The 13,044-nt window shown below is 67.7% G+C and carries 7 protein-coding genes; all 7 read left to right on the forward strand.

Annotation, left to right across the window (positions count from 1 at the left end; genetic code table 11):
- A partial coding sequence (locus tag PLE19_22595) for an Ig-like domain-containing protein (protein HPD17737.1) occupies positions 1-1,791 on the forward strand: 1,791 nt, incomplete at its 5' end.
- Between the two features lie 172 nt (positions 1,792-1,963).
- Entirely contained in the window at positions 1,964-2,995 is a 1,032-nt protein-coding gene (locus tag PLE19_22600; protein ID HPD17738.1) for a sugar-binding protein, read from the forward strand.
- Between the two features lie 140 nt (positions 2,996-3,135).
- Complete coding sequence (locus tag PLE19_22605; GenBank protein HPD17739.1) at positions 3,136-4,629, forward strand: sugar ABC transporter ATP-binding protein; 1,494 nt, start codon at positions 3,136-3,138, stop codon at positions 4,627-4,629.
- Positions 4,630-4,952: 323 nt separating this feature from the next.
- Entirely contained in the window at positions 4,953-5,675 is a 723-nt protein-coding gene (locus PLE19_22610; GenBank protein HPD17740.1) for a hypothetical protein, read from the forward strand.
- A 432-nt stretch (positions 5,676-6,107) separates the two neighbouring features.
- On the forward strand, positions 6,108-7,382 hold the full coding sequence (locus PLE19_22615) for an ABC transporter permease (GenBank protein ID HPD17741.1): 1,275 nt from the start codon (positions 6,108-6,110) through the stop codon (positions 7,380-7,382).
- Positions 7,383-7,501: 119 nt separating this feature from the next.
- The gene (locus PLE19_22620; GenBank protein ID HPD17742.1) at positions 7,502-9,079 is read left to right on the forward strand and encodes a cellulase family glycosylhydrolase; all 1,578 of its coding nucleotides are present in this window, start codon (positions 7,502-7,504) and stop codon (positions 9,077-9,079) included.
- 422 nt (positions 9,080-9,501) lie between these two features.
- The coding region (locus PLE19_22625; GenBank protein ID HPD17743.1) for an LEPR-XLL domain-containing protein at positions 9,502-13,044 on the forward strand (3,543 nt) is incomplete at its 3' end.

A 13,044-nucleotide genomic window follows, 5' to 3' on the forward strand; every position in this document is an offset into this window, starting at 1 on the left:
TATGCCGCGCTCCTGGGCGCCTCGAACGCCAGCGACCCCGACGGCGACCCGCTGAGCTTCCGCATCGAGGGGGTGACGAGCGGCACGCTGCTCAAAGGCGGGGCGCCGGTCACCCCGGGCGTCACGCTGCTGGCGGCCGGCGAGAGCCTGCTCTGGCTCCCCGCCGCGGACGCCAACGGCACGTTCGCCGCCTTCACCGCCCGGGCGTGGGACGGCCAGGCCGCCTCGGCCACGCCCGTCCAGGTGAGCATCGAAGTGGCCCCCGTCAACGACGCTCCGACCGCGAACGCCCAGAGCGCAAGCACAGCGGAGGACACGGCGCTGGCCATCACACTGACGGGCAGCGATGGCGACCCCGAGGTGAGCCAGACTCTCACCTTCGCCATCGTGACCGGCCCGAGCCACGGGAGCCTGAGCGGCTTCAACCCCGCCACGGGCGCGGTCACGTACACCCCGGCCCCCGACTACCACGGCCCCGACAGCTTCACGTTCACGGTGACCGACGACGGCCTGGCCGGCAGCCCAGCGTCGCTCGTCAGTGCGCCGGCGACCGTGACGATCACCGTCACGCCCGTCAACGACGCTCCGGCCTTCGGGCCGTCCGTGCCTGCCGGCATCACAGTGCTGCTTGTCGGCCAGGCGTTCAGCTTCACCTTCAGTGCGTCCGACAGCGACCTGGATTCACTGAGCTACACGCTCGTCTCCGGCCCCTCGTGGCTAAGCATGGATGCCGCGACAGGCGTGCTTTCGGGCACGCCCAACCGCCGCGCTCACCTGGCCACCGACACAGTGATCGTGCGGGTGGACGACGGGCTCGGCGGGAAGGATGAGCACGCCTTCCAGCTCACCGTGCAGGGCCAGGTGATTGTGCTCGGCTCCGCCCTTCCCGTGCCGGTCACGAAGGCCACGTTCACCGACGCATCGGGCGATCTCGTGAGCGTGGGTGCAAAGGGCCTCGGCACATTCTACCTCGTGCGCGGCGTGGCGCCGGACGCGGGCGGCGCTTACAGCAACGGCACGCCCGGCGACCTGGTGACCATCGAGGCGGAGGGCACCAACTCCAAGTCGGCCGTCACCTTCAAAGTGTCCTCGCCCGTGAAGGCGCCGCTGCCGGTCACCTCGGTCGGCGACATTGTGGTGGCCGGCTCGCTGGGCACCTTCGGCGGCGCGCAGGTGAGCCTGTTGGGCGGCCTCTCGGCCACGGGCAGCGTGGCCAAGCTCACGCTCGGCGACGTGACGGCGTCGCGCGGCCTCACGATGGGGACCGACCCGCTGATCGCATCGGCCAGCGTCGCGTTCGGCCGTGTGCAGGACACCCGCTTCACGTCGGGTACCCCCCTCAAGTCGCTCGCGCTGAGCGAGTGGCTGGACACGGACGCAACGCCAGACGCCCTGATCGCCCCGTGGGTTTCCAGCCTCGCCACGAAGCGCAGCAAGATCGCAGGCGGCCCCATGGGGGACTTCCAGGCGAGTGTGACCCTCAGCGGCGCAGGCGCGACAAAAGGCACCCTGGGCAAAGTATCTATCGCCGGTTCCATGCGCGGCGGCACGTGGGACATCGCGGGTGCCGCAGGCTCCCTGGCCGTCGGCGGAAGCTTCACCAATTGCACGTTCCGGGCCACCGCCCTCAAGTCGCTCACCGTCGCCGGAACCATCCGCGAAGACGCCTCGGACGGCGATACGGACGTGATCCACGTGCTGACTGGCGTCTTCTCGGCAGGCGACCTCACCTGGCGAGGCTCCATCCCGCCTGAGCACTGGTTCGGCGGCCTGCGAGCGTTTGTCGGGTAGGCGAACGGAGCAGCCACTGCTCCGGGGGCGGCACGCTCCGTGGGGGTGCGCTCCTGTTCGGATGCCCGCCTTGGCTCGGGCTGCCCTCGCCGTGCCCCTTGCAGGGCCGGCAGCCATGGGCTACAATCCCTGCTGGGATCGGGCCAACGCCACTCAGCTTGGAGGAGACGCTGTGGGCAAGATCGTGACCCGTCTGGCCATCGTGGTGCTCGCGGTCGCCATCGTGGTAGTGGTCGCCATTGGACTCCAGCCCAAGAACGGCGGCAAGGGCGCGGACGGGGGGTTCCGCTTCGCCCTCGTGCCGAAGTCCATCGGCCACCCCTACTGGGAGGGCGTGCGCGAGGGGATGCTCGCCGCGGCGCAGCGGCTGGGCGTCGAGGCCGCCTTCCAGGGGCCGCCCGAGGCGAGCATCGAGGAGCAACTCAAAGTCATCGAGGGCCTGATCGTCCAGGGCTACGACGGCATCGCCATCTCGCCCAACGACCCCGATGCCGTGAAAGAGATCATCAAGCGAGCCATGGCCAAGGGCATCGCCGTCGTGACCTTCGACAGCGACTCCCCGGACAGCGAGCGGCTAGTCTACATCGGCACCGACAACCGCCAGGGCGGCCGCGTGGGCGCCGAGGCCATGGCCAAGCTCCTCGACGCCAGGAAGGAGGACGGCGACAAGCTTCCCGTCCAGATGATCGGCGGCAGACCCGGCGCCTGGAACCTTAAGGAACGCATGGACGGCTTCGCCGAAGGCGTGAAGGGCACGCGCATCTCGCTCCTCGACGTCCAGTACAACCAGGAGAGCCCCGACACGGCCCTTCAGGTGGCCGAGGCCGTGCTGAACGCGCAGGCCGACCTCCGCGGGTTCTTCGGCTCCAACGCCTTCGCCGGGCCGGGCGCCGCCCTGGCGGTCAAGGGCGCCGTCCAGCGCGGCAAGATCCAGAAGGGGCAGGTTCGCATCGTGGCCTTCGACACCACGGAGGACATCCTGGACTTCATCGAGGAAGGCGTGATTGACTGCACGCTGGCCCAGAACACCCGCGAGATGGGCCGCCTCGCCGTCGAGAAGCTCCTGGAGTTCGCCCGGCAGTTCCGCGCGAAGAAGGCGTTCGACCGTCCGCCCAAGGGCAAGGAGATCATTGACACCGGCGTCACCGTCGTCTGGCCGCAGGACGTAGCGAAGTTCCGCACGAAGCCGGCCGCAAAGAAGTGATGCGTGCGGTCTTTTCACGGGCTCGTCCGTGTCTGTCCGTGTTCGTCCGTGTCGGTGTGAGGCGCGGTTCGTGCCTTCGACACGGACAGACGTGGACGCACGCAGACGCACACTGACGCGGCGCGCAACGGCGACAGAACATGCCAAGGCCTCTTCTGGAAATGCGCGGCATCCACAAGAGCTTCCCCGGCGTCAGGGCGCTCGACGACGTGGCCCTGCGCGCCGGCGAGGGCGAGGTGGTGGCCCTGGTCGGCGAGAACGGCGCGGGAAAGTCCACCCTCATCAAGATCCTGTCAGGCTGCTACCGGGCGGATTCGGGCGAGGTGCACTTTGCTGGCCGCCGGCTCGGGCACTATGGCCCGCTCGACGCCCAACGCCTCGGCATCTCGGTGATCTACCAGGAGTTCAACCTCGCCCCGCCGCTGTCCGTGGCCGAGAACGTCTTTGTCGGGCGGCAGCCTCGGACGCGGCTGGGCACGGTGGCGTTCGGTCGCCTGCGGGCTGACACGCAGCGCATCCTCGATTCGCTCGACCTGCCGCTCGACGCCCGTCGGCCCGTGGCCACCCTCAGCGTGGCCGAGCAGCAGATGGTGGAGATCGCCAAGGCCATCTCGTTCCAGGCCCGGCTCATTGTGATGGACGAGCCGACCGCCGCCCTCACCGAGCACGAGACGGCGAAGCTTTTCGGCCTCGTCCGCCGCCTCAAAGCCCAGGGCGTCGCCGTCATCTACATCTCGCACCGCCTCGAGGAGGTCTTCGCCCTCGCCGACCGCGTCGCCGTGCTACGCGACGGTCGCAACGCGGGGGAGATGCCGATCGCCGAGGCCACGGCCGAACGGATCGTGCGGCTCATGGTCGGTCGCGAGTTGGGCGAGATGTTTCGCAGGGAGCCCGTCGCGCAGGGCGGCCCCGCGCTGGAAGTGCGCGGCCTCTCGCGGGCCGCCAGCCGCGTGCGAGATGTGAGCCTGGCGGTGCGGGCAGGCGAGATCGTGAGCCTGGCGGGCCTCGTGGGCGCTGGTCGCACCGAGATCGCCCGGGCCATCTTCGGCGTGGACCGCCCCGACGCAGGAGAGGTGCGGGTGGGCGGGCAACCCGTCGCCATCCGCTGCCCGCGCGACGCCATTCGCGCCGGCCTGGGCTTCGTCACCGAGAACCGCAAGGAGCAGGGCCTCTTCCTCATGCTCGCCGTGCGCGAGAACATGACCTCGGCCGGGCTCGACCGCCTCTCGCGCCTGGCCTTTGTGAACGCCCGCGCCGAACGACAACTGGTCGGCTCGATGGTCGAGCAACTGCGCATCCGCACCCCCTCGCAGGAGCAGCGCGTGGCGTTCCTCAGCGGCGGCAATCAACAGAAAGTGGTGTTGGCCCGCTGGCTCGCGCTCAAGCCGAGGGTCCTCCTCCTCGACGAGCCAACGCGCGGCATTGACGTGGGAGCCAAAGCCGAGGTCTATGCCCTCATGGGCCAGCTCGTGCGCCAAGGCGTCGGCATCCTCATGGTCTCCTCCGAGTTGCCCGAGGTGCTGGGCATGAGCGACCGGGTGCTCGTCGTGCGCGAGGGCGCCATCGCGGGCGAACTCTCCCGCGCCCAGGCAACGCAGGAGGCGATCATGCACCTGGCGACGGGGGGAAGATGATGCGTGACGGGCCAAATGACACAATCTGGTGGTCACACGAGTGACACAGTTTGGTGGTCGGGCCGAAAGGGGTATGCTGTGAGGGAAAACCCCTTTTCAGGAGAATCAAATGGCCAAAAAAGTGCACCGAGGCTCGGCGTAAAGCCATGGTGCGGGCAGTTCGGGGAGGCGCCTCGATGCGCTCGGTTGCGCTGGATTGCCACGTGGCGCTGAGCACTGTTCAGAAGTGGGTGAGCCGTGCTGATGGGACACGCCTTGACCGAGTGGACTGGAGCGACCAACCCTGTGGCCCGAAGAGCGTCCCCGCTCGGACGCCGCGTGCGGTGGAACACCAAGTGCTGGCGGCGCGCATCGAGCTTCGAGACAACAGCGCTCTGGGCGAGTTCGGAGCCGACGCCATCTGCCGACACCTGGTTGGCGAGGGCAGCGAGAAGGTGCCTTGTGCACGAACGATTCACCGGATCCTCGAGCGCCACGGGGCGTTGGATGGCGGAAGGCGCGTGCGTCGGCCGGCTCCGCCGCCCGGGTGGTATCTGCCGGAGCTGGCAGGCAGGCGGGCCGAGTTGGACTCGTTCGACTTCGTGGAGTCCCTCAAAATTCGCAACGGGCCATTGGTTGACGTCCTCAATGCGACTTCGCTCCACGGAGGCCTGCCCGGGTCTTGGCCCATGGCTCAGAAAGCGGCTCAGAAGGCTCTGGAAGCCCTCGTGGAGCACTGGCGCGCCTTCGGCTGCCCAGGCTATGCCCAGTTCGACAATGACACGGTGTTCCAGGGTCCCCATCAACACCCGGACACCCTTGGCCGCATTAGCCGGCTGTGCCTCAGCCTCGGCATTGTTCCCGTGTTCGTCCCGCCGCGGGAGACCGGCTTCCAGGCCGCGATCGAGAACTTCAATGGTCGGTGGCAGGCCAAGGTTTGGTCGAGGTTCGAGCACCAGTCGTTGGCCGAACTCCGCGAGAGAACGGCTCGCTATTTCGGTGCCCTGCGCGCGCGGTCCGCGAGCCGAATCGAAGCCGCACCTGTGCGACGGGCCTTTCCTGCATGATGGCGACTGGACCTTCAAGCCCAGCCCAGAGGTCGAATCGTCTACCTGCGGCGCACCTCCGAAGGCGGTACGGCGGAAGTCCTCGGACACAACTTCCTGGTTGATCGCTCCTGGCTCCACCGCCTTGTCCGAGCTGAGGTGGACCTTGATGCCGGCCAGATCGCGTTCTACGGCATCCGCAGACGCGATCCATCGCAACACATCTTCCTCAGAAGGATTGAACACAAGGTCCCTCACAAGCCGTTCCAGGAGTGACCACCAGACTCTGTCAGTTGCCGATCAAACGTCACTCGTGTGACCACCAGATTGTGTCATTTGGCCCGTGACGCGTGACGCGTGACAGGAGAAAGCCCGGGAACAGAGGCCTGTCCCTCCCTCTTCTCACACATCACGCATCACGTATCACGCGCGCAGATCAGGGGGCTTAACGCCGTGTCAGCAAAGCCGCTCTCGGATGCCAGCAAGCAGGTCCTCGCTGTCTGGTTTCTCGGGTGCGCCGCGGTGCCGTTCGGAGTGCTGGTGCCCACGGCGGAGCGTTCGGCCGGCCTGGTGGCCGCCGCCGCGGCCCTCGCTGCCCTGGGCGTCGCCGTGGGCGTGGCCTACGCGTGGCGCTGGCGGCCCGCCTGGCACCTGCTCCAGGTCTGCCTGCTCGCCGCGGCGGGCCTGGCCGGCTACTGGGGAAACCGCTGGCTCTTCGTGGGCGCGTCGGCCCTGATGATCTACCTCTACTTTCTCCTCTACGCGCCGCAGGTGCGCGAGGAGTTCGACATCCACACGGCGCCCCGCGAGGTGGGCGTGCTCCTCGTGCTCCTGGGCATGTGCGCCGTGCTCGCCATCCTGCGGCCGGGGTTCCTCGAGGGCGGCAACCTGCTCGACCTGGCCCGCCAGTTCGCCACCGTGGGCATCATGGCCGTGGGGATGACCATGGTGATCGTGCTGGGAGGCATTGACCTGAGCGTGGGCTCGATCGTGGCCATCTCGGGCTGCCTGGCCACGTTGGCGTTGCGCCACCACGACTCGTCGCTGGCGATGGCCGTGGGCATCTCGGTCGCAGCGGGCCTGGTGGTGGGGCTGTTCAACGGGGCGCTCATCAGTGGGTTCCGCATGGCGCCCTTCGTCGTCACCCTGGGCACCATGAGCATGGCCCGCAGCCTGGCGATCGTGGTCACCGGGGCGAAGCAGGTTCCCGTGAAAGGCTGCTCGGCGGAGGCAGGCTTCCACGCTCTGGCCTGGGCCGACACCCTGGGCGTGCCGAACCCTGTGTGGCTGATGACGCTCATGGTGCTGGCCGGCCACGTGTTTCTGTGCTACACGCGCACAGGCCGTCACATCTATTATATCGGCGCCAACGAGGAGGCGGCGCGCCTCTCGGGTATTCACGTGACGGCGATCAAGGGGGTCGTCTACACCCTCTGCGGGCTGCTGGCGGGGCTGGCGGGCATCGTGCAGGCCTCGCGGATCGCCACGGGCCAGCCCAGCGCCGGCGCGGGCGACGAGCTGCGCGTCATCGCCGCCGTCATCATCGGCGGCGCGTCGTTCTCGGGCGGCGTGGGCACGGCTCTCGGCTCGCTCCTGGGCGCCGCCATCATGGGCGTGCTGCGCCAGGGGCTGATCCTCCTGGGCGTCGAGCCCAACTGGCAGCAGTTCGTCGAGGGCGCCGTCATCATCGGCGCCGTGGGCCTCGACCTTCTGCGAAAGCGCCGATAGGGCGCGCGGCCCGGCCTGCGGCGTGCCCATCGAGCGGGTGGCCGACAGCGTCCCAATCGCCCTGCCCCGCGGCGTGGTGTATGGGTGCGTGCGGTAAAGGCCAGTGAGGAGAAGCAGCAATGTGCCTGAGCCACTGGACGGTTGCGGTACTGGCCCTCGGATGCTGGGCCGCGGCGGCAAGCGGCGAGCTCGCCAAAGGCGAGGCCGTGCTGCGCGAGGGCTTCGATTCGCCCGAGCGCCTGCGCGCCTGGCGCGGCGCCGACAGCCCCCAGGTGTCCCTCGATACAGGACGCGAGGGCTCGTCTTGCGTGGCCATCCAGTGGCCCGCCGAGAAGGGGCCGGGCCACGCCAGCATTCGCCTTCCGCTGGCCGTCGAGCGGCTGCGCGGCGCGCGCCTGCGCTGCGAGGCCCTGGTGAAGGCCGACAACGTGGCGGCCCCGCCCCATCCCTGGAACGGCGTGAAGGTGATGCTCCACACGGTCTCGCCCGGCGGCGACCAGTGGATGCAGCAGGACGGCATCCACGGCTCCTTCGACTGGAAGCCCGTGCGCTTTCTAGCCTGGGTGCCGAGAGACGCCACGGCGGCGGAACTCGTGCTGGGCCTTGAGGCCACCTCGGGCCGCGTGTGGTTCGACGACCTCTCGGTTACCGTCGCCTCAGTGCCGAGGCCCCGCCCCGCCAAGCCTGCGACGGGCACCATGTATAAAGGACATGAGCTGCCGCGCCTACGGGGAGCGATGATCGGCCCCAACGTGACCGCTGCCGACCTCGAAGTCCTCGGGGGCCAGTGGGGCGCCAACCATATCCGCTGGCAGCTCATCTGGGGCGGCTTCCCCCACAGCCCTGCCGACAAGGGCGACCTCGCCGCCTACGACGCCTGGCTCGAAGGAGCGCTCAAGCACCTCGACGAGTTGCTGCCCACGTGCCAGCGCCTGGGCATCCTGGTGGCCGTGGACCTCCATACCCCGCCCGGCGGACGCGACGAGGGGAGCAGCTGCCGCATCTTCCACGAGAAGCGGTTCCAGGACAAGTTCGTCGAGGTCTGGGAGAAGATCGCCCGCCGCTACCGCGGCCACAAGGCCGTGTGGGCCTACGACCTCGTGAACGAGCCGGTCGAGGGCTTCGTGCCCGAGGGCCTGCTGGATTGGCAGGAACTCGCCGAGCGCACGGCCCGCCGCGTGCGCGAGCTGGACCCCGACCACGCCATCCTCATCGAGCCTGCACCCTGGGGCGGCCCCGCCAGCCTCGAGCACCTCGTGCCCATTGACGTGTCCGGCGTGGTCTACAGTGTGCACATGTACGCCCCATTCCAGTTCACCCACCAGGGCATCTACGGCAATCCTACCGGCGTGGCCTACCCCGGCAAGATCGCGGGCAAGGAGTGGAACAAGGACGCCATCCGCGAGGCATTCCGCCCCGCCATCGAGTTCCAGCGCGACTACGGCGTTCATCTTTACATCGGCGAGTTCAGCGCCATCCGTTGGGCGCCGGGCGACAGCGCCCGCGCGTACCTGAGCGACGTGATTGACGTGATGGAGGAGCAGGGCTGGGACTGGGCCTATCATGCCTTCCGCGAGTGGGACGGCTGGAGCGTGGAACACGGCGGCGACCGCGACGACCGAACGCCCACAAAGACGCCCACCCCCCGCGAGGCGCTCCTGCGGTTCTGGTTCGCGAAGAACGCGCGGCCCAAGTAGGGCCGCGCGGCACATGGCTCCATGGCCCTGTGGCTTGCGGTCGCGATCTGGTTCGTGAGCATTTTGTGGCGCTTTTCCCTTGACAGGGCATTGCTGCCATGCTAGCCTCATGAGGTCTGCTGGCGCGGAAGAGAGTCGTCTGCGGCGGTACGCTCTGCCGGGCGGCGCGGGGGAAGCGGGGCCAGAGGGTTGTCAGGCGGCTTTCGGAGAGGGGCAGGTCGTGGCTGCGCAGCGCAATCGGCTCGCGGTCCCGCTCGGTTCGCTTCGTAGCGATTCACAGCGGACGGTTTCCCGCTCAATATCCCACGTTGTTCCATCTCACCAGTCTTCCGGCGTGTCACGAGCACACCGGGTCAGGCCCTCATTCATGCAGGGATCTATGCCCCGCAGGCGCCCTGCGGCCTTTGTTTAGGGGAAACGACATGGCATCGCGCGCAAACCACCGTCGAGGCCGGCCCACCCCGAAAACGCGGCTCGGCGTCGAGGGCCTTGAGCCCAGGGTGCTGCTGTCGGCTGCCGCGGCTGAGCCTCTGCTGGAGGAATTGGTCGGCCCGTTGGCCTTCGCCGCCGAGCAGACGGTGGCCGCAACACCCTCGGACTATGTGCCCATCCCCGGTGACACGGTCGAGACCGGCACCCGCGTGCGCGTATTCGACCTCTTCGGTGGCACCTGGTCCGACGCCGAGAAGGACGCCACGTCGGGCGAGGACGACAATCTGTGCTGGGCGGCCACCCTCAGCAACCTCCTGGAATACACGGGCTGGGGCTTCGTGGGCGGCATGACCAATTCCGACCAGATACTCGACTACTACGAGCAACACTGGAAAGACGTGGGTGAGACGGTGGAGCCCGCGCTCAAGTGGTTCTTCGACGGCGTGGGCAATGCCAACGTGGACGTGGCCGGCGGCGGCTTCTACCCGCATCTCAACTACTCCGACTACTTCTCCGTTGAGGACAGCGACGCCGATGTGATGAGCTTCGTGGATGCCCAAATCCGCGCGGGCTCGCCCGTGGGTCTCTGGGTTCTCGACGGCTTCAACCACGAGATCACCTGCTGGGGCTTCAACTACGACGACACCAAGGTGCCCGGCGCCACCGACTACTACCTCGGCGTGTGGATCACGGACTCCGACGATAACAAGGGCGAGGCCAATGGCTACACGGCCCCCAACCACCTGCACTACTACAACGTCGTCTGGGACAGCGGCAACGGCTGGTGGGAGATGCCCGACTATGGCGGGCCTGACCTCCACATCACCCAGGCTGTCGCCATCCAACGCGCCAACGGCCCCGTGCTCGCCATCAACGGCGACCAGGACCAAGCGAACCAGGACGATGTGATCAACGTCTCACTGGACGCTACGGGCACCTGGCTCCGGATCACGCTCAACTCCGTCCAGATCGAGAACATCCTGGCCTCCTCCCTTCACGAGCTCAACATCAAGGGCTGGGGCGGCAACGACACGCTGACGATTGACTTCACCAACGGCGACCCGCTGGCCAACCTGACGCTGCGCTTCGACGGTGGCGCCGGCGGCGAAGACGCTCTCGCGATCACCGGCGGCACCGGCAAGATCGGCTCCTATCGCCCCGGCACCACGGTTGGCGACGGCGTCGTGCAGGTCGGCAACTCGACCATCACCTTCACCGGCCTCGAACCCGTCACCGTCAGCGGCTTTGCCGAGTTCACCTTCATCACGCCCAACAGCAACGACATCATCACTATTGACAGCCCCTCGGCTGGCCAGAACCGCGTCAGCGGCACCAGCGGCGGCGTGGCCTTCGAGAGTCTCACCTTTTTCAACGTCACCCACTTCCTCCTCGACACCGCCACGAACGACGGCCCGCTGGGCAGCCCGAACGACACCGTGACCTTTTCCTCCGACCTCGTGGCCACGGGCCTCGCCAGCTTCACCGTGGACCTCGGCCCCGGCAACGACACGGCCGACGCCTCCGCCGTCACCAGCCTGGGCGTCACCCTCCTCGGCGGCCCGGGCGACGACACCCTCACCGGCGGCGCGGGCAACGACCACATCGAGGGCGGCGACGGGCACGACACCCTGGCCCCCGGCCCCGGCGTGCTCGAGGCCGTGAATGGCGGCGCGGGCCAAGACCTTCTCATTCTGGACACCACGCAGACCACCGTCACCTTCCACGACTACGTGGGCTATCTCCAGGTCAACTACGGCGCGAGCAGCCTGCTGGGCCTCGACATCGAGACGGTTGAGGTGTACGCCAGGACCAACGGAACCACCGTCCGCGTCGAGGATCTCGCGAATACCGGCCTGCGCACCCTGATGGTGGACTTCCGCGGCACAGGGAACACCCTGGCCGTGGAGGGCTCCGACATCGCCGATACAATCGGGGCGGCCCTGGATCCTTTCACCGGGTGGCCCACGGTGACCACACGATGGGGTGAGGTCACGGCGCTCGGAGTGTCCGTCGCAGATGGCGATAGCCTCATTATTGACGGGCGGGGTGGCAACGACGTCATCCAAGTGAGCCCAAGTGTCCAGTCCGGACCCCAAAGCTTCCTGATCACACTCAACGGCGACGACGGCGACGATTACCTGTCCGCGGGCGGCCAACTCAACGGCGGCGCCGGCAACGACACCCTGATTGGCGGCGCTGGGAATGACAAGTTGGACGGCGGCAGCGGCGATGACGTCTTCGTCGGCAACGGCGGCACCGACGATATCGGCGGGGGCGCCGCGAACTCCATCGGCGACACAATCCTGATTCAAGGCACCTCGGGCAACGACACCATCTCGGCCACCCTCGACGGCAACGGCTTCCTTGTCGTCAACGTCAACGGGCTGATCACCATCTACAGGGACTTCATCGGAGGCTCCTTCGATGGATGCGGCATCGAGCGCATCCTCATTCAGGCTGGCGATGGGGATGACTCCATCACCGTCCAGCCCCTCACGGAGGCGTCTTACAGCATCTTCGGCGGCGCGCCCAACGGCCAGGTCCAGCAGCCCTCGGGCGACGTCCTCAACCTCGTCGGAGCCGTGAATCCTATCTATCATCAAGGCCCCGAGCTCGATGCCGGCTGGTTCACCTTCACCGGCGCTTTGCCCGTGAGTTTCGACGAGATCGAGAGGCTCCAACTCGATGGGCAACTCCTCATCCTCCCCGACCCGCTCGAACCCAACAATTCCATCGCCACCGCCACCGTGCTCGGCTCGCTGCCCAAGATCACCCTCAACGACTTGACCATCCACGATGCAACCGACCAGGACTTCTTCCAGATCACCGCGCAAGACACCGGCAAGCTCGTCATCAACCTCCACTTCCTCCATGCGGACGGCGACCTGGATATGCAGGTCCAGGACGCCTCGGGGGACATCGTCGCCTGGGCCCTATCCACCACCGACGATGAGTTGCTCGTCATCCCCGTCGTCGGCCAGCAGCGCTACTACATCCGCGTCTACGGCTTCATCGGCGCGACCAACCAGTACGACCTCGAGATCGAGAACTTCGCGGCCCCGCTCGTGGACGCGGTGATTCTCGACCCCATGAGCGACACGGGCGCTTCCCACTCCGACAATGTGACGAACCTGGCCACGCCACGCATCTTCCTCGAGGCCGACCTGTCCGACTTCAACTCCGAGGGCATCAACATCCTCGACCCCAGCGAAGTCGCGGCCAACCTGCCCGGCGCGGCCGTCCAGGTCCTCGTCAACAACGTCCCCGTCGGCTATGCCACACCGGTAGCGGGTACCGACTTCACGCTCTTCGAGTACACCCTGTTGCCCGGCCAGCTCTCCACCACCTTCATCCCGGCCCCAGGCGGCGCCGGCCTCAACCTCATCAAGGGCGCCGTGCGCATCTTCGACGGCCAGTCCCCGCAGGCCACAGGGCGCAGCCAGCTCTCCGGGCCGCTTCAGTTGACCTACGACCCCACCGCCCCCACCGGCACCGTGCCGGACATGCTGGCCACGAGCGACACCGGGGCCTCG

The sequence above is a fragment of the Planctomycetota bacterium genome, from assembly GCA_035384565.1.
Classification (GTDB): domain Bacteria; phylum Planctomycetota; class PUPC01; order DSUN01; family DSUN01; genus DAOOIT01.